General features: G+C 49.1%; 27 protein-coding genes and 2 pseudogenes. 22 read left to right on the plus strand and 7 right to left on the minus strand.

Annotated elements, in window-relative coordinates:
* The first annotated feature begins 70 nt into the window (after nt 1-70).
* From I6L35_RS14300 to I6L35_RS14385, 20 genes and pseudogenes are all read left to right on the plus strand, one after another.
* The gene (locus I6L35_RS14300) at nt 71-1,042 is read left to right on the plus strand and encodes a glycosyltransferase family A protein (protein ID WP_254204464.1); all 972 of its coding nucleotides are present in this window, start codon (nt 71-73) and stop codon (nt 1,040-1,042) included.
* 44 nt (nt 1,043-1,086) lie between these two features.
* Nucleotides 1,087-2,166 (plus strand): annotated as a pseudogene (gene glf, locus I6L35_RS21310) (UDP-galactopyranose mutase); the annotation flags it as partial.
* Between the two features lie 57 nt (nt 2,167-2,223).
* A complete protein-coding gene (locus I6L35_RS21315) occupies nt 2,224-3,159 on the plus strand; it encodes a glycosyltransferase family 2 protein (RefSeq protein WP_367949403.1) in 936 nt (311 codons plus the stop codon).
* A 71-nt stretch (nt 3,160-3,230) separates the two neighbouring features.
* Nucleotides 3,231-4,454: a hypothetical protein gene (locus I6L35_RS14310; protein ID WP_216978529.1), complete on the plus strand. Its 1,224-nt coding sequence runs from the start codon at nt 3,231-3,233 to the stop codon at nt 4,452-4,454.
* Nucleotides 4,455-4,494: 40 nt separating this feature from the next.
* Nucleotides 4,495-5,610, plus strand: coding sequence for a bifunctional 2-polyprenyl-6-hydroxyphenol methylase/3-demethylubiquinol 3-O-methyltransferase UbiG (locus I6L35_RS14315; RefSeq protein ID WP_005346638.1), 1,116 nt, complete (start codon nt 4,495-4,497; stop codon nt 5,608-5,610).
* A gap of 7 nt (nt 5,611-5,617) precedes the next feature.
* Complete coding sequence (locus I6L35_RS14320; RefSeq protein WP_216978530.1) at nt 5,618-6,805, plus strand: glycosyltransferase family A protein; 1,188 nt, start codon at nt 5,618-5,620, stop codon at nt 6,803-6,805.
* Between the two features lie 78 nt (nt 6,806-6,883).
* Complete coding sequence (locus I6L35_RS14325; RefSeq protein ID WP_005346631.1) at nt 6,884-8,053, plus strand: glycosyltransferase; 1,170 nt, start codon at nt 6,884-6,886, stop codon at nt 8,051-8,053.
* Nucleotides 8,019-8,654, plus strand: a complete 636-nt coding sequence (locus I6L35_RS14330) for a bifunctional 2-polyprenyl-6-hydroxyphenol methylase/3-demethylubiquinol 3-O-methyltransferase UbiG (protein ID WP_216978531.1) — start codon at nt 8,019-8,021, stop codon at nt 8,652-8,654. Before I6L35_RS14325 ends, I6L35_RS14330 begins: the two co-directional genes overlap by 35 nt.
* A 57-nt stretch (nt 8,655-8,711) precedes the next feature.
* Nucleotides 8,712-9,548 carry a glycosyltransferase family 2 protein gene (locus tag I6L35_RS14335; protein WP_216978532.1) on the plus strand — a complete coding sequence of 279 codons (837 nt, stop codon included), beginning with the start codon at nt 8,712-8,714 and terminating at the stop codon, nt 9,546-9,548.
* A 5-nt stretch (nt 9,549-9,553) separates the two neighbouring features.
* Nucleotides 9,554-10,327 (plus strand): glucose-1-phosphate cytidylyltransferase, encoded by a 774-nt coding sequence (rfbF, locus tag I6L35_RS14340; RefSeq protein ID WP_216978533.1) that lies wholly within the window; start codon nt 9,554-9,556, stop codon nt 10,325-10,327.
* The gene (gene rfbG, locus I6L35_RS14345; RefSeq protein ID WP_216978534.1) at nt 10,288-11,391 is read left to right on the plus strand and encodes a CDP-glucose 4,6-dehydratase; all 1,104 of its coding nucleotides are present in this window, start codon (nt 10,288-10,290) and stop codon (nt 11,389-11,391) included. Before rfbF ends, rfbG begins: the two co-directional genes overlap by 40 nt.
* Nucleotides 11,388-11,948, plus strand: coding sequence for a dTDP-4-dehydrorhamnose 3,5-epimerase family protein (locus tag I6L35_RS14350; RefSeq protein WP_216978535.1), 561 nt, complete (start codon nt 11,388-11,390; stop codon nt 11,946-11,948). The genes rfbG and I6L35_RS14350 overlap by 4 nt, the downstream gene beginning before the upstream one ends.
* Nucleotides 11,945-12,076: pseudogene (locus I6L35_RS21145) on the plus strand (SAM-dependent methyltransferase); the annotation flags it as partial. The gene I6L35_RS14350 and the pseudogene I6L35_RS21145, both read left to right, overlap by 4 nt.
* A gap of 132 nt (nt 12,077-12,208) precedes the next feature.
* Nucleotides 12,209-13,168 carry a class I SAM-dependent methyltransferase gene (locus I6L35_RS14355; RefSeq protein WP_235690430.1) on the plus strand — a complete coding sequence of 320 codons (960 nt, stop codon included), beginning with the start codon at nt 12,209-12,211 and terminating at the stop codon, nt 13,166-13,168.
* Nucleotides 13,165-14,277 carry a DegT/DnrJ/EryC1/StrS aminotransferase family protein gene (locus tag I6L35_RS14360; RefSeq protein WP_144715576.1) on the plus strand — a complete coding sequence of 371 codons (1,113 nt, stop codon included), beginning with the start codon at nt 13,165-13,167 and terminating at the stop codon, nt 14,275-14,277. Before I6L35_RS14355 ends, I6L35_RS14360 begins: the two co-directional genes overlap by 4 nt.
* Before the next feature lie 4 nt (nt 14,278-14,281).
* Nucleotides 14,282-14,974 carry a trans-aconitate 2-methyltransferase gene (locus tag I6L35_RS14365; RefSeq protein ID WP_216978536.1) on the plus strand — a complete coding sequence of 231 codons (693 nt, stop codon included), beginning with the start codon at nt 14,282-14,284 and terminating at the stop codon, nt 14,972-14,974.
* Complete coding sequence (locus tag I6L35_RS14370) at nt 14,971-15,657, plus strand: formyltransferase family protein (RefSeq protein ID WP_216978537.1); 687 nt, start codon at nt 14,971-14,973, stop codon at nt 15,655-15,657. The genes I6L35_RS14365 and I6L35_RS14370 overlap by 4 nt, the downstream gene beginning before the upstream one ends.
* Nucleotides 15,657-16,385 carry a WbqC family protein gene (locus I6L35_RS14375; protein ID WP_216978538.1) on the plus strand — a complete coding sequence of 243 codons (729 nt, stop codon included), beginning with the start codon at nt 15,657-15,659 and terminating at the stop codon, nt 16,383-16,385. The genes I6L35_RS14370 and I6L35_RS14375 overlap by 1 nt, the downstream gene beginning before the upstream one ends.
* Nucleotides 16,375-17,154: a cephalosporin hydroxylase family protein gene (locus tag I6L35_RS14380; protein ID WP_144715584.1), complete on the plus strand. Its 780-nt coding sequence runs from the start codon at nt 16,375-16,377 to the stop codon at nt 17,152-17,154. Before I6L35_RS14375 ends, I6L35_RS14380 begins: the two co-directional genes overlap by 11 nt.
* Before the next feature lie 41 nt (nt 17,155-17,195).
* Nucleotides 17,196-18,470, plus strand: a complete 1,275-nt coding sequence (locus tag I6L35_RS14385; RefSeq protein ID WP_216978539.1) for a radical SAM protein — start codon at nt 17,196-17,198, stop codon at nt 18,468-18,470.
* A gap of 26 nt (nt 18,471-18,496) precedes the next feature.
* Here the strand turns inward: I6L35_RS14385 and pseC are convergent, their stop codons facing one another.
* The 7 genes from pseC to suhB all read right to left on the minus strand — a co-directional run bounded on the left by pseC (nt 18,497) and on the right by suhB (nt 25,502).
* Nucleotides 18,497-19,633 carry a UDP-4-amino-4,6-dideoxy-N-acetyl-beta-L-altrosamine transaminase gene (pseC, locus tag I6L35_RS14390; protein WP_216978540.1) on the minus strand — a complete coding sequence of 379 codons (1,137 nt, stop codon included), beginning with the start codon at nt 19,631-19,633 and terminating at the stop codon, nt 18,497-18,499.
* Nucleotides 19,630-20,634, minus strand: a complete 1,005-nt coding sequence (gene pseB / locus I6L35_RS14395) for a UDP-N-acetylglucosamine 4,6-dehydratase (inverting) (RefSeq protein WP_005346596.1) — start codon at nt 20,632-20,634, stop codon at nt 19,630-19,632. Before pseB ends, pseC begins: the two co-directional genes overlap by 4 nt.
* 156 nt (nt 20,635-20,790) lie before the next feature.
* Nucleotides 20,791-21,636, minus strand: coding sequence for a cobalamin-binding protein (locus I6L35_RS14400; protein WP_216978541.1), 846 nt, complete (start codon nt 21,634-21,636; stop codon nt 20,791-20,793).
* Nucleotides 21,629-22,591 (minus strand): cobalamin biosynthesis protein, encoded by a 963-nt coding sequence (locus I6L35_RS14405; RefSeq protein WP_216978542.1) that lies wholly within the window; start codon nt 22,589-22,591, stop codon nt 21,629-21,631. The genes I6L35_RS14400 and I6L35_RS14405 overlap by 8 nt, the downstream gene beginning before the upstream one ends.
* Nucleotides 22,588-23,280, minus strand: a complete 693-nt coding sequence (mtnN, locus tag I6L35_RS14410) for a 5'-methylthioadenosine/S-adenosylhomocysteine nucleosidase (protein ID WP_216978543.1) — start codon at nt 23,278-23,280, stop codon at nt 22,588-22,590. Before mtnN ends, I6L35_RS14405 begins: the two co-directional genes overlap by 4 nt.
* Nucleotides 23,281-23,446: 166 nt before the next feature.
* Nucleotides 23,447-24,379: a ZIP family metal transporter gene (locus I6L35_RS14415; protein ID WP_216978544.1), complete on the minus strand. Its 933-nt coding sequence runs from the start codon at nt 24,377-24,379 to the stop codon at nt 23,447-23,449.
* 319 nt (nt 24,380-24,698) lie between these two features.
* On the minus strand, nt 24,699-25,502 hold the full coding sequence (gene suhB, locus I6L35_RS14420; RefSeq protein ID WP_021230872.1) for an inositol-1-monophosphatase: 804 nt from the start codon (nt 25,500-25,502) through the stop codon (nt 24,699-24,701).
* 199 nt (nt 25,503-25,701) lie between these two features.
* Between suhB and I6L35_RS14425 the strand changes: the two genes are divergently transcribed.
* Together I6L35_RS14425 and I6L35_RS14430 are read left to right on the plus strand one after the other, a co-directional pair.
* Nucleotides 25,702-26,157, plus strand: a complete 456-nt coding sequence (locus I6L35_RS14425; RefSeq protein ID WP_042030005.1) for a hypothetical protein — start codon at nt 25,702-25,704, stop codon at nt 26,155-26,157.
* Nucleotides 26,158-26,305: 148 nt separating this feature from the next.
* The gene (locus I6L35_RS14430; protein WP_005333923.1) at nt 26,306-26,968 is read left to right on the plus strand and encodes a glutathione S-transferase family protein; all 663 of its coding nucleotides are present in this window, start codon (nt 26,306-26,308) and stop codon (nt 26,966-26,968) included.
* Nucleotides 26,969-26,986: the final 18 nt, after the last annotated feature.

Here is a 26,986-nt window from a genome sequence, read left to right on the forward strand (position 1 = left end):
AGAGACCGTGCGGTAGCCTTGTCCATTTTCTTTGTTTTGCTTCTTTTTTACTCAAATCCTGGGTTTCCTTATGAAAATCAGCGTACTGGTGCCGGTATACAACCTCGGGCGCTTCATTGAACCTTGCCTGCTTAGCCTGCTGGAACAAAAAACGGATTTCGAATTCGAGGTGATCGCCATTGATGACGGCTCGAGCGATGACTCCTGGTCCATTATGCAGCGGTTGGCGTCACTGTGGCCTCGGCTACGGGCACTACAGAACGCGCAAAATATGGGGTTGGCTAAAACCCAGAAACGCTTGTTGAGAGAGGCGGACGGTGAATATATCGCCTATGTCGACGGGGATGATCTGGCTCTGCCGGGCAAGCTGCAGCGTCAGGCCGACTATCTGGACGCACACCCCGGCTGCACACTTTGCTATCACGAGGCGGAGATGTTTGATGATGAGACCGATGCTCGGATCAAGCTCTTCACCCGCGATTACTACAACGCCCGTTACCTCGAACCCGTGATGACGCGGGAGGCGTTGATCCGCTTCGGGGTCTTCGTCAATGCCAGCTCCATCATGTTCCGTCGTTATGACGGCATGGCTGATGCCATCGATGAGGGGTGCAAGATCATCCTCGATTATCCCTGGCACATCTTGAACCTCTCCCACAATCCGGGGACGCTGGATTTTATCCCCGAATTATTGGGCCGCTATCGCTTCCATACCCAGAGTTTTGGCGGGCAAACCCGCAAGTCGGCTGAGCGTCGTGAACAGTCGCTGCGCGATCTGCTGCGTGCCTGTGACAATGCGGCGGCATTCGGTGCTGATCCCGTGATCATTGCTCAGGGGCGTGCCCATCACTACTACTCTGCCGCGCTCTACTTTTTGCGGCAGGATGATGTCGCCCGCTTCACGCAGCTTATCGAGCTGTCTGTCGATGCTGTGGCCAGGCTAGCCCCCGGTTGGTTCTTCGATGAACGACATCAGTTGGCATGGGCAGAGCGGTCCCATCCCGCGCGTGTCATGCAGCAACTGTTTGGAGATAGAGCGTGAGCTATCAGGCGATTGTCATCGGCGCCGGGCTTTCGGGCGCCGTCATGGCTGAACGAATGGCCAGCCAGCTTGGCTGGAAGGTGCTGGTGCTGGAACAGCGCGACCACATCGGGGGCAACTGTTTCGACGAGTATGATAAGCATGGTGTGCTGATCCATCGCTATGGGCCGCACCTCTTCCATACCGACAGCAAGGAAGTGTGGGATTACCTGTCGCAGTTTACCGAATGGTTGCCTTACGAGCATCGTGTGCTGTCACGTATCGACGGGCAACTGGTGCCTATCCCGTTCAACCTGACCAGCATCGAGTGCTGTTTCCCCGCAGACAAGGCCGGCGCCATGATTGAGGCCCTGCGTACCCGGTTCGGGGATGGCGCCAGAGTGCCGATTCTGGAGCTGCGCAAAGAGCAGCATCCCCTGCTGGGTGAACTGGCGGATTTCATCTATCAGAAAGCCTTCGTCAACTACACCAGCAAACAGTGGGGAATCCCCCCCGAGCAGATCTCCCCCGAGGTGACGGCGCGGGTACCTGTGGTGGTCAGCCGGGATGATCGCTACTTCACCGACCCCTGGCAGGCAGTGCCGGCCGCAGGCTATACCGCCATGTTTGAGCGCATGCTCGCGCATCCGCTGATTGACGTGCGACTGTCGACCCCAATGGCAGAGCACGTCAGGCTGGATTGGCTGCAGAAGTTGGTGTGGTTGGATGGTGCACTATTCGATGGTCCACTGATCTATACCGGTATGCTGGATCAGTTGATGCCGGCGGAAGGGGATTGCTTGCCATACCGCTCACTGCGTTTTGAACATCGCCATCTGGCGCAAGAGCAATTTCAACCTGTCACCACCGTCAATTATCCGAATGAAGAAGCCTTTACCCGGATCACCGAGTTCAAGCATTTCAGTGGGCAGGTGCATCCCGGTACCAGCATAGTGTACGAATATCCCTGTGACTATCAGCCAGAGCAGGGGCTGGAGCCTTACTACCCGTTGTTTACCGACGCAGCCAAACAGAACTATCAGGCTTGCCGCGATGAATTGGCACGGTTCCCACAACTGCTTGCTTTGGGCCGCCTTGCCGAGTATCGCTATTTCGATATGGATGATGCGGTGAGTAATGCATTAAATATTTTTGGTAAAAATATTGAGAAAATACCAAGTAAACCCTTGGTTTCGGTCATTATGTCTGTTCATAACTGTGCTAACTATATCGAAGATGCGCTAGATAGCATATTGAGGCAGACCTATAAGAATCTGGAAATAATAATATTTGATGACGGATCAACTGATGAAACTGGAACCGTCATTGGCAGGATGGCAGCAAAGGACAGTCGCATCCTTCATTATCACCGGCGGCAGCAGGGAATAGCCAATTGTCTGAACGAAGCGCTATTGCTAGCTCGGGGAGAATTTATAGCCAGGATGGATGGGGATGATATTTCGTTACCAGAGCGGATAGAGAAACAGATGGCGTTTTTACACGAACATCCGCATATAGATCTGGTGGGGTGTTGGCTCAAACTGTTCGGTGCCCGTGATGAGGTATGGCATTACCGACCTTATGATAACTTTATCAAAAATGCGATTCTGCTATTTAGTAATGGAGTTGGACACAACGCGATTCTGGTGCGTGCTGATGTTTACAAGCGTTTTCGATATGACCCCGAATTTACGGATGTTGAAGATACCGAGTTGTGGACCAGAATGGCTATCAGCAAGCCCGAAGTTCGTTTCGCCAACTTGCGTGAGGTGTTGGTGCTGTATCGTATTCATGGCGCCCAATCGTCCATATTGCGCAAAGTCAGACAACGAGAGCTTTACCGGCGTATTGTCAGCAAGTATCTGGATTCGCTAGGTGTTTCAGCTACTGAGCAAGATATGGAGGCTCATGAATGGCTGGTGGATCAACCGACTAACTTGTCGGATTCGCAGCTATATCGCTTGGCCAATTGGCTGAACCATATTGCGGTACTCAAGCATAGTGCGCTGCCAGATGAGTATGGTGTATTGGCCGAGCGCTGGCATCAACTGTGTCAAAAGAACCGAGCCCGCCTAGATATTTATAAGCGCTATCACGCAGAGTTCGATATTTGCTGGCTTCCACCGATGTCTGCGTAATGAAGGGAAGATGGACATGGTCGTTAAAAACATCCCCCCAGGATCAGAGATAGCTATGGTTGGGGGTTGCCATGAGATTTGAGATCGTCGGTCGGCAAGGGGTCTGCTCATTATCTATTGCTGAGCTGCCTTCATCAGGGTACCTGTTGGCTGGTATGGGAAATTACAGTCAACTGATCCTGCAACGGTTACAAGAGATGCAGCGTCCACTGCCTGTTGCCCTGATCGATACCATGACGAGCGATTGTTCGGAAAAGTTCGGTCTTCCGGTGATCGATATGACGCAGGCGAGCCAGCATGATCTGAGCATCATCATTGGTTCTTCTCCCTATGACTATGAGCAGGAGGTGATGGCCAAATTGCGGCGACATGACTGTCATAGGCTGGTGGCTCTTGAGCCGGAAGAGATCCTGCCACCCTTACTTGATCCTTTGGCCGATTCGTTGGCCGATACAGAGACTTGGCCGGTGTTGTTACTTGTCTGCATGTTGGATCACCATGTTCAGCAGTTGGCTAGTCTTATGATTTGGCTACATCAGCGGCAGATTTTGTGCAGAGTAGTCCGCTCTTATGATGCGCATGCGATTATGGCTATTCCCCCTTCACGCCTACTTGGCGCCATCATCTGGAATGGTACACCGGCCTACTATGACAGCGTAAAACAGTATCTTCAGGATATGGGGAAGCAATATCTCTATGCCGAACTGGGTTTTTTCCCGCAAAGGGAGCATGTTTATCTCGATAGACAAGGCGTCAACCTGGGGCGATGCATGGGGCTAATGCCATGCCAGAAAGATGACGCTGAGCAGGAGTTGGTGAGAGTGAGGGAACGGCTTCTGGGCGGGCGCCTATGGGTTCCTGGGGATGCTGTTCTTGTGCCTTTACAGATTGCTACTGACACCAATGTGCGTCTCTATTCCAACTATGGAGACAAAATGCAGCAGTTTATTGACGATGTAATCCGCGATTACGGAAACGAACGACTGCTCTTTAAGCCCCACCCGTTGGATCCTCTGGGAGACACATATGATTTTCATGGCCGTGAAATTGTTAGTGGCGATTTCATGACGCTGGCGCTATCGAGCAAGTTTATTTGCGGTATCAACTCCAGCACTCTGTTTGAGGCTCGTCTGGTTGGAATTCCTGTGCACTTTTACGGTCGTTCATTGTTAAGCGAGTGTCCCGATGAGCAAGAGGTGATGCTGCAAATGGTTCAAAACCAGTTCCGGGTTGATGGGAGCGATTTAGTACGAAAAATCGGGCCTTACATGCAGCAGTTTGGAATTGAAATATAACGATGTTTATTCAATATCGGACAGTTAAAGGATGTATAAAATGAGAACGCTGGTGGTAACCCGTGCAACCTGTGGGCAGGTCACTCTGCGGGTCGAGGGACAGTCCGAGGTGAGTTGTCCGATCCCTGAAATTGCACATCAGTTGGATAGCGAGTTTGAGTTGATCCAAGTACTGGATTTGCAATTTTTGACCAGTATGGAAGCAGATACACTGTTAACACGTCTAGTCGATAAACTTGCAGTTAATGGTCACTTACAGGTTACGGTCCCCGATCTGGATTACGTCGTGGGCCAATGGCTACAGGCTGAGTGGGATGAAGGGACTTTACGCGATGTGACCTCAGTCGCTCGTCAGAGCTTCGCCGGGCTCTTTGGCCCCCAGCACGATGGTAATCCCATGCTACCGGGCTATTCGACGCATTATTCGGGCTGCAACAAGTCTGGTTATAATAGTAAACGACTGGCTTTTTTGCTTGCCCGCCAGGGGTTGGTTGACATCAACATCGTGACTGATGATACCCACCTATTACAGGCTTCGGCTCGGCAGTCGATGGTGCGTGGTGAGCGACAAGTGGCACCGGATTTGCGTAATATCCGCCAGGACCACCTGAATCGTTATCGGTTCGCGGCAGAGTGCCTACGCGCAGCTATGCCACAACGAGTGCTCGATTTGGCATGCGGGATCGGCTACGGCAGCCAACTGCTGGCTAACCAGCTTAATTGTCAGGTCACCTCCGTCGATATTGAACCCGAAGCGCTTGCTTATGCGCGAAAACACTATAGTTCTCCGAAGATTACTCATCTGTGTGCCGATGCTAGAACTCTGCAGCTGGATTCAGCTTCCTTTGACGCGGTTGTCTGTTTTGAAACCATTGAGCATGTGACGTTTGATGAAGCCCTACTGGGTCAGTTTCATGAATGGCTACGTGCTGGGGGCAAGCTAGTGATGTCGACGCCGAACGAGAGTGTCATGCCTTTTAGTGCCGCACAATTTCCCTATCACGTGAAGCACTATACCTATGCCGAATTGGAGTCGATGCTGACGCGCTGTGGTTTCCGCCTCCAGCAAGTCAGCAAGCAGCAAAACCTCCAGAATCCAGAGATTGTTCCTGGCAGCGATGGCTGTTTCATGATCGTTATCGCGGAAAAGGTGTGAGGTCGGGATGAGCGCAGCATTTGTGCGGTTTAGTATTATTATTCCGGTCTATAACCGGGATGAGCCGTTACAGCGGGCGCTGGATTCACTTTCTCGGCAAACATTCGGAAACTTTGAGGTCATCATAATCGATGATGGTTCAACTCCCGAGTTTGGTGAGCGAATACAAGCTTTAGTGACCACTTTATCTGATTCTCGCTTTTCGCTGATCTGCTACCAGCCTAACCGAAATGGCGCTTATGCGCGTAATCGTGGCATCGAGGTTGCTCGAGGCGAGTATCTATGTTTTTTGGATTCGGATGATGAGTGGTTACCGGAGAAACTGGAGCGCATCGACCAGATATTAGCGATTGAGCCACATTGGCAGGTGATTCATCATCCGTATCAGAACGTGAGCCATGGTGAGCGTAGTGCACCCTTTCCTCGGGAGGCCCGCCGCACCGATGAGAGCGTTGCTGAATACTCGTTCTGTACTAATCGTGTCGGGGGTATTCAATCGAGCTGTCTCATCGTCAAGCGTGAACTCGCGCAGAGGGTACGTTTCAATGACAAGTTGCGAGGGCATCAGGACTGGGATTTTGCATTGCGGCTTGGCGCAGAAACGGATCGCTTCTTGTTTATCGATCAGGTGTTGACGCTGCGTCATGTCGCTGACGCAGCGACTGGCATGGTGTCCCGTTCTCTTGACTACGCATACTCGTTGGCCTTTCTACGTGAGAACCAACACTATTTTTCATGGCAAGCTCAGGCCGGGTATGCGGCCCATATCTTGTTACCTAAAAAAATGACAGCTAATGTTCAAGCATTTAATCGCTATGAATGGCTGGCTATGCTGTTTTACCCAATTTTGATCGGAAACTGGAAAATAAAACAGCTGCATCTACATTGGCGCTGTATACGGTTGGTTTTGTGGTGTCGCTGGCACAACAAAAAGAATATTGCGTTAATGGGATGCAATGATTACACACGCTTTTTTATCAAAAACTATGCTTCGTATTTATCAATTCAAAGACTGATTGATAAAAATAAGCATGGAGAGTATTTTTATGGTTGGAGTGTATTTTCCGTGAAAGATCTCGCTCCAGTATTATGGGAAAGTTTAGATTGCGTGGTAACTATGACTGATAAACATCATGAAAGCATGAGTGGTGATATAAAGGTATATGCAGAAAATATACCTGTTGTTGCTTTTTGATGAATTTTATTGTCACTTTTATGCCCTTGCATGATTAAGCCATTGCGGCGGAATTTTAATTATGGTGGTTAATTGATAATGAACAAGCTTCTGGTTTTTAGAACTCATCTTCTGCCATATTCTGAAACATTTGTCTTGGCTCAGGTTTGTCATTTGAAACGTTGGCATGCAGCCATCTTGGGAGAGGTCAGATTAGATAACGGCTTGTCGCTTCAGGGGCTGGAGGTTGATACGTTGCTGAAAAACGAGGAGCATTATAAAAATTTATCAATGAACCGGGCTGTAAATGAATTTGTTCGTTCGTCCCTGTTGTCAAAGGCTAATTCATTTAAGAATGCCGGTTATAAGCTAATTCATGCGCATTTTGCTGTCGATGCACTGCGCGTTTATCCATTAGCTAAGGAAATGGATGTTCCGTTGGTTGTAACACTACATGGTTATGATATTAATAGAAATCATGATTGGTGGCAGAATGGGCTCGGTGGTCGGAGCATGATTACTTATCCCGAAGAACTGGTGAAAATGTCCACAGACCCCAAAGTAAGGTTTATTGCCGTCTCAAAGGCTATCCATCAGAGAGCCATAGAGTTTGGTATATCTCCATCCAAAGTGACCCATATCCCGATAGGGGTGGATGTTTCGTATGCTGAAAAATTTAATCTTAAGTTCAAACAGCACAACAAGGAAGTTATATTTGTTGGTAGACTGACAGAAAATAAAGGCTGTATTTTTTTGTTAAGGGCCATGCGCATCTTGCAAAAAAGGATTGATGGTGTGCATCTGCGAATCATCGGTGATGGTCCTCTGCGTAATGGATTGGAAGAATTTGCCAAAATATACAATCTAAATGTTTCTTTTTTAGGCGTGCTACCTAGTGCTAATGTGATGAGAGAAATATCAGAGTCAAAGGTTTTATGCTTGCCCAGTATCACTATCGGTAATGGGGAATCGGAGGCATTCGGGTTGGTTTTGTTGGAGGCTCAGAGTTTAGGGGTGCCTGTCATCACATCATCCAGAGGGGGGAAGGGGGAGGGACTGATTCATGGGGAGACCGGATATGCGTTTGATGAAAGAGATGATAAATCGTTAGCAGAATATTTATATCGGCTTCTGATGGATGATGAGCTAGCCCATGCCATGGGGAAAAAAGGGTATGCTTTTGTAAAGAATAACTTTGACATCGTCAGGCAGACCGAAATTCTAGAGTCATTTTATGATGACGTTGTTAGTGAGTTTAATCGGGGGTGATATGGAGGAGTTTAATTCAAAACTATATTGGGAAAAAAGATATGCAACTGGTGGAAATTCTGGCGCGGGTTCATATGAAAAATTTGCCGAGTTCAAATCTGCAGTATTGAACGAATTCGTAAAGGTTAACAATATTGATAGCGTTATCGAACTTGGGTGTGGCGATGGGAATCAATTGTCGTATGCAGATTATAATTTCTATATAGGTGTTGACGTCAGTCCGTCAGCTATAAACATCTGTAAGCAAAAATTCATAAATGATGTAAGAAAAAGTTTTTTAATCTCTGATGAGCTGAAAGAACATCGGGCAGATTTGGCTATATCGCTTGATGTAATATTTCATTTAGTTGAGGATGTTGTGTTCTTTAATTACATGAAACAGCTTTTTAGTGTAGCAGATAAATATGTTGTTATATATTCTAGCAATACGGATGATAACGAGTCATCCCCGAAGCATATTAAGCATCGAAACATTGAAAAATATATTTCCGGGCATTTCCCGAATTGGTTGCAGACTAATAAAATAAATAATATATATCCATATACAGGAGACCATTTAACTGGTTCGTTCTCGGACTTTTACATCTACCAACGTAGATGAGTTTGTTTTCCATTTGCACAGATTTAAATCTTATTAAAGTTAAATGGTGGTTGAAAGATGCCAAAATTCAAATGCTATGTTGGTGTTCCTGTTTTCAACGAAGAAAAATATATAGAGCAGACTCTACTTTCTTTAATTAGGCAAGATGAAGACAATGTTTGCTTTCACGTGTCTGATAATTGTTCAACCGACAATACATGGAACATTATCAATGATATCTGTGCTCGCGATAAACGATTTATCCTGACTAGGCAAGAGAAAAATGTAGGTGCATTTGAAAACTTCAAACAGTTATATGATATTTCTGACTCACAATATTTTATGTGGCTTGGGGGGCATGACTATATTTCGGATGGTTACCTGTCTGCGATGAAAGAAACCCTCGATCATGATGAATCACTGTCAATGGCATTTGGTATACCACATAAGATCCTGGATGGCATCGATTATGGTCGAATGGAAAAGGCTATCCATACGTTTTCAAAAAGACGAATTGCTCGTTTTCTTCAAGCGACAAAAAACATAACTCTGTGTGCTATGTGTCAGGCTTTATTTAGACGAGAACTTTTGCAAAACTTTGATTTCAGAATGAAGCTTGGTGCGGATTTCGTAATGATTTGTCACTTGCTTTGGTATGGAAATATTAAATTTGTTGAAGGGCATAAATATTATGCCCGCTTTTTTTCTGCAACGTCGGAAACCTCGGATGAGCGAGTTACTGGTCAAAAAGATATATATTTGAGTAATTATGATTTCATCATTTACCAGTTAGATTCATTAGCTAATTTATATGATGGAGACCCGCGAATAAAGCAATATCTAGAATATGAAATCATCCATGCCTTGCAGCAATACCGAGGTATACATAGCCTGATGATTAACGATGATCGGTGAAAATAATGAAAGCAATTATTCTAGCGGGTGGTTTAGGCACCCGGATCAGCGAAGAGTCTCATCTTCGACCTAAACCCATGATTGAAATTGGTGGTAAACCGATCCTTTGGCATATTATGAAAATATATTCTCACTATGGTGTTAATGATTTTATAATATGCCTTGGTTATAAAGGCTATGTGATAAAAGAATACTTCGCAAATTATTTTTTACATATGTCTGATGTCACGTTTGATATGCCGAATAATCGAATGGAGGTCCATCATAACCATGTAGAACCCTGGCGAGTGACATTAGTCGACACCGGTGAAGATACGCTTACAGGTGGACGATTGCGGCGTGTCGAAGAGTATGTGAAAGGTGAATCGGCTTTTTGCTTTACCTATGGTGATGGTCTCAGCAATATTGATATTGGAAAACTGATAGAGTTTCACCATAGCCACGGCAAGCTGGCGACTGTTACCGCTGTTTCACCGCCAGGTCGTTATGGGGCTTTGACTCGAGACGGAAATTTGGTGACAGGTTTTTCTGAAAAACCGCGCGGTGATGGGGGCCTGATTAATGGCGGTTTTTTTGTGCTTTCTCCTGACGTGTTCAAGTTGTTGGATAGCGACCACTGTAGCTGGGAAGGAGAACCTTTGGTTGAGTTGGCCGATATGTCGCAGTTGATGTCATTTGAGCATCAAGGTTTTTGGCAGCCGATGGATACGTTGCGCGAGAAAAATCAACTGGAGGAGCTATGGGCCAGTCACAAGGCTCCCTGGAGGGTTTGGGAATGAGACGAGGTCTCGATGCATCCTTTTGGTCAGGAAAGAGAGTGCTCGTTACCGGGCATACAGGGTTTAAGGGGAGTTGGCTGACTATATGGTTGCATCGCCTCGGGGCGGATGTGACGGGAATTAGCTTGCTGCCCCATTCAACGCCAAATCTGTTCGAGGCTGCAGAGGTTGCGAAGATATGTCGACACCATATTTGTGATGTCTGTGCACCGGAACATTTCGTGCCACTGGTTCAGGAATCGCAACCTGAAGTGGTATTCCATCTGGCGGCGCAGTCATTAGTGCGCGAGGGGTATCGTGAGCCTGCGCGGACATTTGAAACCAATTTGATGGGGTCTGTTTATCTATTAGAAGCGCTCCGTACGTTGGATTCGGTTAAGAGCGTTGTCATGGTGACCACGGATAAAGTCTATTACAACCAGGAGTCCATCTGGCCGTATCGCGAGACCGACCTATTGGGAGGACATGATCCCTATAGTGCGAGTAAGGCGGCCTGCGAACTGGTTATTACCAGTTATCGTGATGCTTTTCTGGCAGCACGAGGCGTTGCGATTGCAACCGCGCGAGCAGGCAATGTTATCGGTGGAGGGGACTGGTCCGTCGATCGTTTGATTCCTGACGCAATACGGGCCTGGCAAGGCGGTCAGACTTTATCCATTCGGCGCCCTGAGGCTGTTCGGCCGTGGCAGCATGTCTTGGAGCCTGTTGCTGCCTATATGGTGTTGGCACAACGTCTGTATCAAGAGCCTCGGTTGGCGGGGGCTTATAACTTTGGTCCAGATAGCCGGGATGCTGCGAGTGTGGCGCAGGTGGTGGATTTGGCGGCTTTAAGTTATGGGCTCAGTCATAAGGCTTGGCGTTTGGTGGGTGAACCAGGCCCTCATGAGACCAGTTGGCTGGCGCTGGAGACAGCCAAGGCGCGACATACTCTGAACATTTCACCTCGGTGGTCATTGCCACAGGCCGTTGAGAAGACCATGTCTTGGTATCGCGACTGGTATCAGGGGGGGAGGGCCCGAGACTTGTGTGAGCAACAAATTAAAGCCTACGAGGCTCAGCCATGAATCGTTTTACCCTATTGTCAGAGCCGCTTGGTGCCAGATTGTTGCAGCGTGAAGTGCATGGTGACTCACGCGGTGCTTTGAGCAGACTCTTCTGTGTCGAAGAGTTGTTTGTGCTGGGGTGGGGGGCATGCGTGGCACAGGTCAATCTGACATGTACGTCCCGTTGCGGCACTGTCCGTGGTCTTCACTTCCAATATCCACCGCATGCCGAGAAAAAGTTGGTGACTTGTACTCGAGGTCGGGTTTGGGACGTAATTGTCGACATTCGGGCTGGTTCACCGACTTTTCTGATGTGGCATGCGGAGGAGCTTTCGGGTGATAACCATCGTTCTTTGCTGATTCCAGAAGGATTTGCGCACGGTTTTCAGGCTCTGAGTGATGATGTCGAAATGCTTTATTGTCATTCGGCAGCCTATGTTGCAGCAGCAGAAGGAGGACTCGATCCGTTGGATCCGTATCTTCAGATTTCATGGCCGATGCCGATAACAGAAATCTCCGCACGAGATCGCCAGCATTCTGCATTAAACGACAGTTTTCAGGGAGTGATAGTTCGATGAGATGCCGACACTGCGGTACCCTGCTGGTCCATCGTTTTCTCGATCTGGGCTTTGCTCCGCCATCGAATGCCTATCTGTCTGCCAGCGATCTCTCCCGACCAGAAGTAACCTACCCATTACGCTTGTGCGTGTGTGACCGGTGCTGGCTGGTACAAACGGAGGATTTTGCTTCGGCAGATCAGCTTTTTTGTGCAGATTATGCATATTTTTCAAGTACATCGACCAGCTGGTTAGCTCATGCAGCCCGTTATTGTGCGCGTATGATTGACGAATTGTCTCTTACGTCCAAGAGTCATGTGGTTGAGATTGCAGCCAACGATGGGTATTTGCTGAAGAACTTTGTCGCCGCAGAGATTCCTTGCCTAGGAGTGGAACCTACCGCTGGTACTGCCGCTGCGGCTGAATCGCTGGATATTCCGATTATCCGGGAGTTTTTTGGTTCCGAGTTAGCTCAACAAATGAGAGGAAAAGGACAAGGGGCGGATCTACTGATCGGTAATAATGTTCTAGCTCATGTGCCGGATATCAATGATTTTTGTCGTGGCTTGAAGTATCTGCTTAATCCTGGTGGAACGCTGACGCTGGAGTTTCCTCATCTGCTGCAATTACTGCTGCAGGTTCAGTTTGATACGGTTTATCACGAGCATTTTTCGTATCTGTCGCTGCAGACGGTGCAGCGGATGTTGGCTTCGGTTGGCCTGAGAGTGTTTCATGTCGAGTCATTAGCGACCCATGGTGGAAGTTTACGGGTATTTGCCTGTCATGCCGATGAACAACGACCGGATACTCTGGCTGTCGCAGATTGTTTGTATCAGGAGGCTGTAGCTGGATTACATCAGTTGAACCTCTATCTGGAATTTCAAGCGCATGTGGACAGAGTAAAAAATTCACTACTTTCTTTCTTATTAACACAGTATCAAGCGGGGAAGACGGTGGCAGCCTATGGTGCTGCTGCTAAAGGCAATACATTGTTGAACTATGCCGGTATTCGTCCAGATCTGCTGCCCTATGTTTGCGATGCAGCCGGCTCGAAACAGGGGCGATTTATGCCTGGCAGCCATATTCCAATCTTGTCGCCAGAAGTACTGATGGCTAATCCACCAGATTTTGTCCTGATTTTACCTTGGAATTTGGCTGATGAAATCAGCCATCAATTGGCGCACCTGAGGGCAGCAGGAACTCGTTTTGTCGTTGCGGTTCCTCATCTGGAGTTCCTATGAGTGAGCGTATCTTATATACCAAACCATCTATCACCGAGCTAGAAATTGGCTACGCCACAGATGCGGCGACTAACGGATGGGGTGAGCGCTGTTACGAATATATTGACCGCTTTGAACTGCTTTTTCGTGACTATTTGGGGGTGAAATATGCGATTGCCACGTCAAGTTGTACCGGCGCCTTGCATATGGGGATGGCTGCGTTAGGAATAGGTGCTGGCGATGAAGTAATATTGGCTGATAGCAACTGGATTGCCAGTGTTGCACCCGTCGTCCATCTGGGGGCGACGCCTGTTTTTGTCGATATCTTGCCGGACTCTTGGTGCCTTGATCCTGAATTGGTTGAGGCGGCAATTACGCCACGCACCAAGGCCATCCTAGCAGTACATCTGTATGGTAATCTCTGCCATATGGATCAGTTGTTGGCTATTGGTGAGAGATATGGCATTCCGGTGATTGAAGATGCCGCTGAGGCGATTGGCTCTGTGTATCACGGACGGCGAGCTGGCTCCATGGGTTGTTTTGGTGCTTTCTCATTCCATGGAACCAAAACCCTGACTACTGGGGAGGGCGGCATGTTTGTTACCAACGATGCTGACCTCTATGAACGTGTGTTAACGCTCAGCAACCACGGCCGGGCTCGTGGACAGACTCGTCAGTTCTGGCCTGACGTTGTGGGTTATAAATACAAGATGTCGAACATTCAGGCTGCGATTGGCTGTGGCCAGATGGAACGAATCGAAGAGTTAGTTTCGCGGAAGAGATATATTTTAGATTGCTATCGGCGTGAATTATTGTGTGTCGATGGAGTCAAAATGAATCCAGAACCGAGCGGTACGATTAACGGTGCCTGGATGCCAACTATTCTGATTGAAAAATCAGGTTCGGAGGCAGTTGAACAGCTGAAATTTAAATTCAGCACTGAAAATATAGATGCGCGAGTATTTTTTCATCCATTGTCATCTCTGCCCATGTTCATGCAAAATAACTGTAATGCTCTCGCGAAATTTATATCTAAAAGTGCGCTAAATCTTCCAAGCTATCATGATATGAGCGATGAATCTCTAGAGAAAATCATCAAAATCATTCGTTCCGTGCTGAAGAGTAATTAGAGAGATGAATAATCAAAAAATTAGTCAGTTGTTATGTGAACACTATTCAAATACATTCATTAAGCATGGCCGAAACTCCAAAGGTGTTGATTGGGGTGATAATAAAATAGGTCATTTATTGCGCCTTGAGAAAATGCTGAATGTCATAGATGTGACTAGTGTTTCAACCGCCAGCTCAATCTTGGATGTCGGCTGCGGATATGGAAGTTTGCTTGAGTTGATCAGACAAAAAAAAATGCCCGTAAAATACACTGGAATCGATATCAGTTTGCCCATGATTAATTCAGCAAAGAGCCTCCATCCTAACGATGAATGGAGGTGTATTGATATATTGAATGATTCGTGTTCTGGGCAATATGATTATGTCGTTTGCAATGGTATTTTGACGCAAAAACTGAATGTCAGTCATAAACTAATGGATCGCTATGCTCATGAACTAATAAAAAAAATGTTTAGCTTGTGTCGTGTTGGGATTGCCTTCAATGTCATGACAACCCATGTTAACTTTCAAGTTGATAATTTGTATTACCGAAACCCGGCGGAATTGCTCGCCTGGTGTATGAGTGAGTTATCATCGAAAGTTAGAATTGATCATTCTTATCCTTTATTCGAATACACTATTTATTTATATCGGGATGTGGATAATAAAGATAAGGATTGTGATATGAAATATAATTCGGCGATAAGTTCAGTATGATGCGGCTTGGTATTATTGCTTCAAGCGGTGGTTCTGTATTCGCGACAGGCATTAACTTGCTAAAGTCGTGTGGCTATGAAGTATCTGCATATGTGGTTACGGATCGTGAATGTGGGATAGAAAGAGCCTGTGACGAGTTAGGTGTCTCTTACACTAGAATAATTGATAATGATAATGTTGGCTTTTCATGTAAAGCCAGCCAGTGGTTATTTTTTGAAAATAATGTCGACTGGGTTTGTCTTTTTTTTACCAGGCTGATCAGCTCGTCGATATATTCATTTAAACCGTGCATAAATATACATCCTTCTTTGTTGCCTGCGTTTCCTGGATTTAACTCTCTGCAGCGGGCCTTTGAAAAAAAGGTCCGATTTGTTGGCGCAACAGCTCACTTTGTTGATGGAAGTACGGATGGTGGCGAGCTCGTGGCTCAAGTGGTTGGCTCTGTAGTCAATATGCATGATATACAGCAATTAGAGCGGCTCTCTTTTGCGCAGAAGCTATATATATTTCTTGTTTTGTGTGAGTCAGTACTTCTGGATGGCGTTAGTTATTTATACAAGTCTAAAGACAACTTAAACACATACCCCGCGCATTCATGGAACAGCCAGTCTCTCAGGAGTAAAAAATTAGCAGATGCCTTCGAAGACTTTTTGAAAAGTGAGAAAATATATTGGATACGGTAATGGTCGATAACAAACGAGTTGTCATATCACAATCCATGTACTTCCCATGGGTTGGATTGCTTGAGCAAATCCGTCTAGCTGATATTTTTGTACACTATGATGATGTTCAGTTTTCTCGTGGTTTTTTCAACCGTGTACAAATTAAAACGTCAAGAGGCATTGTCTGGATGACTGTTCCTCTAAAAAAACATCATCAGAAAGAAAAAATAAATGAAATAGAAATTGACAACTCAATAGATTGGCAAAGACAACACAAAATCCTTCTCAAGGAGGCATTTTCATTTGCTCCCTATTGCCAAGATGTTATGGATATTGTAGATGGAGTTTTCTCTTTACCCTGTAATACATTAAATGACCTATCAAGACGTTCGACTATCGCATTGGCCGAGTACTTTGAACTCGTTCCATCCACTATTTTTTATGAATCTAGCCAATTAAATGTGTCCGGCAATAGCACTGACAGATTACTTGGAATTGTTAAAAGACTTGGTGGAAATATATATGTCACTGGGCACGGTGCTAAAAATTACTTAAACCATGAGCAATTTTTAACATCTGGTATTTCTGTTGAATATATGAACTATCAGAAAGCAGCATACCCCCAATTATTCGGAAACTTTACTCCTTACGTGTCAGCTCTTGATCTGATTGCAAATTGTGGGGCTCATGGGAAAAAATTTATCCATTCTGGAACTATACCTTGGCAGGAGTTTGCTGATGAATCATAATGATCTATTCAAAGAAGAAGTTGAGACAAATATTCGCTCTCTCGCGTCAGATATGGATCTACAAGCTTTATCAAGGATCTGGATTAGGGAGATAGCCCCCCATAAATGGTCATATAACTTTCGATGGATGGGAAGGCCTGCTATACAGTTTCCGAATGACGCATGGGCAATGCAGGAGTTGATTTGGGAAATACGTCCAGATCTTATTATTGAGACCGGCATTGCTCATGGTGGATCACTTATATTTAGTGCTTCGATGCTGGCACAACTAGATTTGTGCGAAGCCATTGAACGTGATGAAAAATTTGATGCTAAACGATCAGAACGGAAAGTCATTGGAATTGATATTGATATTCGGAGTCATAATCGAGAAGCGATTGAAAAACATCCAATGTCATCAAGGATTCACATGATTCAAGGATCAAGTACGGATGAAAAGGTGATTTCTGAAGTCAGAGAGCTTGCACGGAAATATAACAGAGTACTCGTTTGTCTAGATAGCAACCATACGCATGACCATGTTCTTGCCGAGTTAAACGCGTATGCATCATTGGTCAGCGTCGGTAGTTACTGTGTTGTATTTGATACCATCATTGAAGATATGCCAGATAGTCTGTTTCCAGACCGACCGTGGGGGAAAGGTAATAATCCTAAAACAGCTGTTTTCGAGTTTATGAAAAACTGCTCTGATTTTTGTATCGACGAGAATATTGCCCATAAGCTGCTTATAACTGTAGCTCCAAGTGGATTTTTGAAGCGACTCAAATAATCAGCGACACTACAACATCAGATATAAAATACAGGAGCTATATGTATAAAAGAATTTATTTCGACATTTCTGGGGTTTGTAATGCACACTGTCGATATTGTGTGAGTGGTAAAGATTCAATATCTGGCTCTGAACATCGTAAGCAGGGAAAGTTTATCGATATTGATACCTTTTCTGGGGCCATCACTCATATGCTGAGCAAAAAAATAATTGCTCCTGACTGTGAAGTTATTCTATATAGCTGGGGGGAGCCATTCTTACACAAAGATCTAAAAATGATAATAGATATTTTAAATCGCAATGAGCTATTTTATAGCCTCAGTACTAATGCATCTATATGTATATCATTTAATGAGGAACAGATATCTCGTCTAAAAAATATAACCTTTTCAATGCCTGGCTTTAGTCAGGACTCATACGATAGGATTCATGGTTTCAAATTTGACAGGATCAAAAACAATATCTCTGATATGGTTTTATCTCTTCGTTCTAGTCGCTATACAGGCCCCATAAATCTTGCTTATCATATATACAAGTTTAATCTGCATGAAATAAGCTTGGCAGCAAATTTTGCAAAGGAAGTTTGCATAAATTTCGTTCCGTCACTTGCATATTTAAATGGTTACAACATGTTTCGCCACTTTCTGACAAAGGCTATGAAACCTAACCAAATTGAGGTGATTTCGACGGAAGTTTTCACAGAACATCTGGGGAAGATGCAGCGACAAAGACCTACCGATTATATTTGCCCACAATTCGAACGACTTTCGATCGATGAAAGCTGCAATGTACTTATGTGTTGCGGGATGGAAAAAACATGTGGCGATAGGGGACTCGTTGGTGATTTATTTAAGATGGATTTCAACGACATCCAAGAACGAAAGAGAGAGATGACCATTTGTGATGAATGTACATCCCTTGCTATTGATTATATAGGCCATAATTCGATTGGGATTATTGATTTCCTCAGGCTGTATGGCGAGTTGTTCAGCATTGTTGATTACGATAGCAACGAGAAACAGATGGGGGGGGATATATATGTGTATGGCACGGGTGAAACTGCCGATGCCTTATTTGGCTCATTTTTGAACAATAAATTGTTTAATGTGAATGGTGTAATTCATGGGCAGTCTGTAGAAAAAAATATATTTTTTAGAGGTCATAAAGTTGAAAATATTGATGTGCTAAAAAATAATCCAAGTCAAAAAGTATTAATAGCTTCGTTGTCATCCAAGTCAATCGATGAGATATATCATATGCTTCGTCGTGAATTTAAAATAACTAACCCTATTATAAAATTCGAAATCAACATATAGTTTTCATATTTTTGATGGTATTCGACTTATTTGGATTTGATATTTTTCAAATGGTATATGACCTTCTCCTGTTGCTTGGTCAAATCGGGATAGATAGGGATTGATATACTTTGTTGATAAAATATTTCGGATGTTGGGTGTTTTTTGATTACCATATGGTGAAATGGTTGAGAATAGATTGGCATGTAGTGCACATTAACTCCGAGTCCTGCAGAACGCAGTTGTTCAAAAAAAACCTTTCGATCATCTGCGGGTATCTTTATTACAAACAGATGCCATGCCGAGAGACGCCCCTCTCGGTTGGCTAGGATCTCAAGCCCCAGGCTAGGCAGTTTGGCCTGATAACGTGCGGCAATGGTGCGGCGCTTGGTCAGAAATTCCTCCAAGCGTACCATCTGGCTCACCCCCAGTGCAGCCTGAATGTCGGTCATGCGGTAGTTGAAGCCGAGCATCTGCTGCTCATAGTACCAGGGGCCATCCGGTTCATTGATGAAGTCTTCCGGTTCGCGGGTGATGCCGTGGCTGCGGAGCATGCGCATCGTCTTGGCGAGCACAGGGTCGTTGGTCATGGCCATCCCCCCTTCACCGGTGGTGATGATCTTCACCGGGTGGAAGCTGAAAACGGTTATATCGCTGTAGCGACCATTACCGGTTGGTTCATCGTGATAGCGAGCTCCCAAGGCGTGGCAGGCATCTTCGATGATCCGAAAGCCATACTCTTGTCCCAGGCGGCGGATCTCCTGCATGTCGCAGGGGAGGCCGGTAAAGTGCACCGGGATAACGACTTTGGGCAACTTACCCGCCGCTTTAGCAACAATTAGTTTCTTTTCCAGCTCCAAGGCGCACATGTTGCCGGTATCTGGCTCAATATCGACGAAGTCGACTTGTGCACCGCAGTAGAGAGCACAGTTGGCGGATGCAACAAAGCTGATGGGGGATGTCCAGACCCAGTCGCCGGGGCCAACGCCAAGTGCCAGACAGGCGATATGCAGTGCTGCTGTACCTGAATTGACCGCAACCCCGAATTTAGCGCCACAGTAATCAGCTACTGCTTGCTCAAAGCGGGGGACAACGGGCCCCTGGGTCAGAAAGTCGGACTTGAGAACATCCACAACAGCATCGATATCTGCCTGGCTGATGGATTGGCGGCCATAAGGGATCATTCAGCACTCCCCTTTTGGTTCATTTTCAAAAGCTGTTCAATGGTAAAAAAGTGAGGGTTGCTGCGAGAGTTATATTCGAAGCCCTGTTCTACCATTTTTCCTTTTTCGCCCGCCGCTGTTTTGGAGAAATCGTTGTTGCGATTATTGAAGTTGATGGTTGGGCCAATCACGAAGAAGTCATCAAACTCGAAGGTGTGATAAGAGTCATCGGCAGGACACATCACTTCATGGAGCTTCTCTCCCGGACGAATACCGATGATCTTGTGTGGCAGGTGAGGGGCCATGGCGCTGGCGAGCTCGGTAATACGGACCGATGGCAATTTTGGAACAAAAATCTCTCCTCCTTTCATGCGGCCAAAATTGTCCAGCACGAAATCCACCCCTTGCTGCAAGGTGATCCAGAAACGCGTCATCTCCTCATGGGTGATGGGCAACGCATCTGCACCCTGGTCAATCAGCTTCTGGAAGAAGGGGACGACAGAGCCGCGAGAACCCACCACGTTACCGTAACGAACCACTGCAAAACGGGTGGGATCCTGCCCCGCGATGTTGTTTGCTGCCACGAAGAGCTTGTCTGATGCCAGTTTGGTGGCACCGTAGAGATTGATTGGATTGGCAGCTTTGTCAGTGGAGAGGGCAATAACTTTTTTGACTTGATTGAGCAAAGCGGCCTGGATCACGTTCTCTGCACCATGGATATTGGTTTTAATACACTCCATGGGGTTGTATTCAGCGGCTGGAACCTGTTTCAGTGCTGCTGCATGAACCACGTAATCGACGCCACGCATTGCCATGGTAAGCCGGTTGGCGTCTCGGACATCACCGATAAAATAGCGCATGCAGGGGTCGTTAAACTCCTGTTGCATCTCGAACTGTTTCAGTTCGTCACGAGAATAGATGATGAGCCGTTTCGGCTTATAACGTTCCAGTACTGTCTTGACCAATCGTTGGCCAAACGAGCCGGTGCCACCTGTGATCAGTAGCGTTTTATCGTTGAACATTGTGGGCATCTCGTCATAAAAACAGTAGATGAATCATATGCTAGCAAATAAAGTACCAGCTTTTTTGGCAAAGAGTGTGATCCATTCACAAAAACAGTTTCAAAGATTTGGGCGCACCCAGACCACCTCGGATTGGCTCGCATTAGTAGAGCTTTATCAAGATGTGCTGGAGCTCTGCGTGCTTAGCTGAATAGCCTGGCAAACCTCTTCAACCCCATTGAGGGCTCTCGGGGTGAAGCGGTGTAGTTCATCCGAGTTGATCAAATCGAGTCGCTGGTGCTGCACCGCATCGAGATTGGGCCACTTTTGCCAGTGATTCAGGGCGTCAGGATCTTGACTCCCCGCCAGGATCAGCGTGGGGTTCGCTTTGATCACCTGTTCCATGTCCACTTGAGGGTAGGGGGTCTTGGCATTTACCATGACGTTGACCCCGCCGCAGAGTTCGATGGCCTGAGCCGGCCAGGCATTGCCACTGACGCTGGTGAGCGGTGGGTACCAGAGCTGGTAGAACACCTTGACGCCGGTTGATTGTCCATAACGCTGTTGCAGCTCATGCAGGCGCGCCAGATAGCGATCGGCGGCCTCGTTGGCACTCTTTTCCACACCCAGCAATTTGCCCAGGGCCCGCATCTCGGTGGCCAGCGAGGCAAAATCGGTGGGCTCTGAGTAGAAAATCGGGATTCCCAGTTGTTCCAGCGGTGCCAGCATTCGTGACTGGGCCGAGCGCCAGCCGAGGATCAAGTCCGGCTTTTGTGCCAGCAGGGCCTCGACATTGATGCTGCGATAATTGGCCACCTTGGGCTTGGTTTTCACTTCGGCGGGATAGTCTGAGGCATCATCAACGGCCACCAGTTTGTCACCGGCACCGATGTCGTAAAGCAGTTCGGTAAGATGGGGTACCACGCTCACCACCCGGCTCGGAGTCGCGGCAAACAGTACGCCGGGCAACCAGGCCAGCAGCGCGCAGGGCAGCCAGATCGGCAAGCGCAACCATCTAACCATGAAATAACCCCGCAACAGTGACAAGCAGCGCCAGCATCAACCAGCCCCAGCCTATTGCTTGCAGAATATTGAGGACCTTGCGTGGTGACTCTCCACCGGGGTCACCACTGCTGCCAAGTACTGGCCAGCGTTGCAAGGTTCCCTGATAGTAGCGAGGGCCACCAAGGCGGATCCGGCACTTGTCTACCAGCAGAGTGAGCAGCATCCCCATGGCGGGATAGGGCCAGAGCGCGCCACTTCGCAGCAGCTGTGCGGCCTGTTTGAGACGGCTTGCCAGCAGTGGCAGCCCCAGCAGCAAAATGACGGAGGCATAGAGCCCCTGATAGAGAGCGCTGGCGGCGCGACCAAAGTGGTCGAAGGCGGGATCTTTGCGACTCCAGCTCTGATTCATCAGCTGCACCAGCCGCCAGAGCAGGGCGCCCTGTACGCCGGCCAGAGCATATCCCAGCAGCGGGCCAGCCCATTGGCCGACCAGACGCAGGGCGCAGCTCTCCGTCACCGCTTTGGCGAGCCCCATGGCCGAGAGTTTACCGGTCTCCCGTTTGAGCCAGGGGGCAGACTGCAATCTTGCCAGCGGCAGGGTCTCCTGGGTGGCGAGCGAGCGGGTGGCATGGGCGAGTTCGCGCAGTGGACGGGATTCGAGCATCAGCAGCAGGAACAGCAGGTCGAAGATCGGCTCGCTCAAGGCCAGATTGCGCAGCGACCAGAGCCCGGCGGCGCAGGGGAGCCAGACTACCAGCATTGCCAGCAGGCCGGCCTGCATTTGCTGGCCGGGTGAACCATCGGGTCTGTGTACCTTGTGCCCCAGCCGGGTCAGCAGGGGCGTGACGGCCGAAAGACGTAGATGGGATGGCCACGGGATCACCGCCTCCAGCAGGGCAGCACCTACCAGAATGGCCGCCGTCGTCGAGAGGAGGGCGTCGGCCATCAAATCAAGCGAGCCGGTCTCTATCACAGCTTGCCGAGCATCTTGATAATCACTTCGGCGGAGTGCTTGCCGGCCACTTCGATGAAGGCATCGAAGGATTCAACCTGTTCCTTGCCGGCGATATCGGACATGGCGCGTACCACCAGATAGGGCACGTTGAACATGTGGCACACCTGACCGATGGCGGCACCTTCCATCTCGACCGCCAGCATCTGCGGGAAGTCGGCGCGAGCCTTGGCGATGGCGTCCGGTTTACACATGAACTGATCGCCGGTGCAGATAAGGCCGACCTTGGTCTGGTGTTTGCCCTGCTCGGCGATGCAATCCTGAGCGACCGCGATGAGCTTCTTGTCGCAGGGGAAGGCGGCGGGTTGCTGCGCCATCTGGCCCATCTCGTAACCAAAGGCGGTCACGTCGACATCGTGAAAACGCATCTCGCTGGCGATCACCACATCACCGATGTGCAGGTCCTGGGCAAAGCCGCCCGCAGAGCCGGTATTGATGACGCAGTCGGGGGCGAATTTTTCCAGCAGCAGGCTGGTGGCCACGCTGGCGGCGACCTTACCGATACCGGAGCGGGTCAGGATCACCTCTTTGCCTGCCAGCATCCCTTGATAGAACTCGCAGCCGCCCAGTTGCAGGGTGGTGGGGTTGCTCATCTGGCTGCGCAGCAGGGCTACTTCTTGCTCCATGGCGCCGATAATACCTACTTTCATTGCTGACCTCGTCTTGATAGCCGTGTGGCTGAATTTAAGTTGCTGTAGATCATAACAAAAGATGGCGTCGGCGCCGAGAGGCGCAAGCGAAAGGAGAGATGAAGTGCGGCGCTCAATATGGGAGCGCCGCAGGTGACAAAAGCATGGATGAGAGAGGAGAGAGCCTTTAGCCGAGCGCGGTATCGAGCGTCATCATCAGGGCAAAGCCTGCCATCAGACCGAGGGTGGCATAGGTCTGGTGACCGTTGCGGTGGGTCTCCGGGATCACCTCGTGCGAGACCACAAACAACATGGCGCCGGCGGCGAGCCCAAGTCCGATGGGGTAGGCGATGGCAAGGCCGCTGGAGAGCCCGACCCCGAGCAGGGCTCCAACCGGTTCGAGCAGGCCACTGGCGATAGCAACCAGCACCGCCACCGAGGGGCGAAAACCGGCGGCGCACATGGCCAGTGCCACCGCCAGTCCTTCGGGAATATCCTGCAGTGCGATAGCGGTGGTGAGCGGCAGTCCCACCGACATATCCCCCTGCGAGAAGCTGACCCCGATGGCCATCCCCTCCGGCAGGTTGTGCAGGGCGATGGCAAAGACGAACAGCCAGACCCGGGAGCAGCTCTCGTGGCCGGGGCCGCAGGGGCCGGTTTTGTCATGTTCGTGCGGGGTGAACTGATCCAGCCCCAGCATCAACAGCACCCCGAGGGTCATGCCGACCACCACCACGGCGGCGGCGCTAAAGCCGTTGCCGGTAATCCCCTCGGCGGCCTCCAGCCCCGGCAGCAGCAGGGAGAAGGCACTGGCCGCCAGCATCATACCGGCGGCAAAGCCCAGCATGGTGTCCTCAACCTTTTGCGGTACCGAGCGCAGAAACAGGGCGGGCAGGGCGCCGATGGCGGTGGCGGCAAACCCGGCGGCACCACCGATCAGGCCGTAGCGCACGCCGCTGGTCACCTCGCCGGTAGCGAGCATGATGAGACTCTGCAACAGCAGCAACAAGACGGCAGCCAGCGCGATAAAGAGACCGAGAGCAGTGAGTGGCCGGCTTTGCATCTGGCTGCGCAGTTGCTGCGACCAGGATAACGGGGGAAGGGCAGAGATATGGTCCATGGCATGGCCTCAAGGTGAGCAAAGCGGATAATGGCATTACATCCACTTGGCCGCCCCTTGTCCATGCCTGCAAGGCGATTGCCACTATCTGAAAATCTGGAAATAGTTTATCCAAGCAACCACATGGGAACTCTTATCGGAAGCCAAAGGCGGGGGCAAGAGGGGGTCTGCAAATGACTGAGGTGGATGTTGAGTGGCAAGTGGGGATGCATCGCTAACTCTTTTAAATCAGCTGTAGATGTCTGCCTTGGTGTTCGGATAACAGAGACAAAAAAACCGGCTTGCGCCGGTTTTTTTATCTGTCTGCTCTAAGGCTGGCTTATTTGGCCAGAGACTCCGGCAGCTCTTCGCGGATTTTGCCCAGCATCTCTTTCAGGACGCGCGGGTTGGCAACCACGATGTTGCCGGAGTTTTCGTAGTTGTGGCCACCAACGAAGTCGGTGACGATGGCGCCAGCTTCTTTTGCCAGCAGCTCACCGGCAGCGGTGTCCCAGGGTTTCAGGCCGATTTCCCAGAAACCGTCGACACGACCGGCAGCCACGTAGGCCAGATCCAGTGCGGCAGAGCCGGAGCGGCGGATGTCGGCACATTCGATGAACATGCTCTGGAACATCTTCAGGTAAGGCTCGATGTGATGCTTCTGCTTGAACGGGAAGCCGGTCGCCAGCACGGTGCCAGCCAGCTCTTTGGCTTTGCCGACACGGATACGATAGCCGTTCAGCTGGGCACCGCTACCACGGGTAGCAGTAAACAGCTCGTCACGGATCGGATCGTAAACAACGGCTTGTTCAGTCTTGCCCTTGACGCGCAGGGCGATGGAGACGGCAAAGTGCGGAATGCCTTTGACAAGGTTGGTCGTGCCATCCAGCGGGTCAATGATCCATTGGTAGTCCGGATTGGTACCGGCAATCTCACCAGACTCTTCAGCAACAATGCTGTGCTCCGGGTAAGATTTTTTGATGGTGTGAATGATGGCCGCTTCAGCTTCACGGTCAACGTTGGTCACGAAGTCATTGCTGCCTTTTTGGATAGCCTCAATATTCTCGGGCTGGGAGAAGGCTTTTACTACAACTTGACCGGCGTTGCGCGCAGCGCGCACGGCGATATTCAGCATCGGATGCATAGGTTCACCACTGGATGTTAAAGAACGGGGGACAAAAGGACGCGGTATAGTACCAGTATTTTGTGCGATGGCAACTGTTATCACCCTACGACCAATTGATTGTGACTGCCAGATCTGACGGCTCCAATATAGACCAGATCTGCGCTAGTCTTATCCCGGCAGCCGGATACAGGCTGTCATGAGCATAGGGATATGAGCCATGAATTTGTCATTAGTGAGTCAAAACGTGTCTGGCGCCAGTGAAGGTCTGCTGGCCATTTTGCGGTCATCACCCGAGTATGGTGACCATTTTGCGCACATCAGCGTGACGCCACTGACCGAGTGGCAACCGGCCAAGGCCGAGGCGGCGATCCTGCTGATCGATGGTGATACCCCCTGGCAGGATGCCGGGTTTATCCGTGGCGAAGACGATGCCATCGGATTGCCGGTACTGCCGCTGTTGATCCGCAAGGGGGACAAGGATCTCACCATCTGCGGTCCCGATGTGCGCGACCCCCGTTTCTACTTTGTCTCCAACGGCATCGTGCTGGAGGAGTCAGAGCTGGCAGATCCCTCATGTAGCCGGGTGCTGCTGCGCAAGCTGGAATCCTACTTCCCGCTGCTCTCTCGTCTTATCCTGCTGCGTCAGCGCAAGTCGGCCGTCGTCTTGAACTGATTTCCCCGGCAAGTTATGCAAGCGGCGCGCTATCTGTCATCACAGACAGATAGCGCGCCGCACTCTTTATGGTAAAACCATGTTTGGTGAAAGAGGGGGCATCAGGATGCTCTCTCTTGAGTGTGACTACATCAGCAAGGAGTGAAGGATGATCGACTTTTATACCGCCGCAACCCCCAATGGCTTCAAGGTGGCCATTGCACTGGAAGAGCTGGGATTACCCTATCGGGTCATTCCCCTCGATTTGTCGGCACTGGATCAGAAGAAGCCCGAGTTTCTCGCCATCAACCCCAACGGCCGTATTCCGGCCATCGTCGATCGGGATAACGACGATTTCGCCGTGTTCGAGTCGGGCGCTATCCTTATCTATCTGGCTGAGAAGGCGGGCAAATTGTTGCCGGCCGATCCCAAACGCCGCTCTCAGGCCATTCAGTGGTTGATGTTCCAGATGGGCGGGGTAGGGCCCATGATGGGGCAGGCCAACGTCTTCTATCGCTATTTCCCCGAGAAGATCCCCGCCGCCATCGAACGCTACCAGAAGGAGGGGCGCCGCCTGTTCGAGGTGCTCGATAGCCATCTGGCTCATCACGAATATCTGGCGGACGAGTACAGCATTGCCGATATCGCCACCTGGCCCTGGGTGCGGATTTATGACTGGAGCGGCATCTCCATCGAGGGGTTACCCCATCTGCAAGCCTGGATGGATCGGATGGCCGAGAAGCCTGCCTGCCAGAAGGGGATCACCATACCGCCGCGCAAAGAGCAGCCGGATGAGCTGATCAAACAGGCGCAACAGATGGTAACACGTTGATTTTGAACCACAGACGGG

The sequence above is a fragment of the Aeromonas sp. FDAARGOS 1405 genome, from assembly GCF_019048265.1.
Classification (GTDB): domain Bacteria; phylum Pseudomonadota; class Gammaproteobacteria; order Enterobacterales; family Aeromonadaceae; genus Aeromonas; species Aeromonas veronii_A.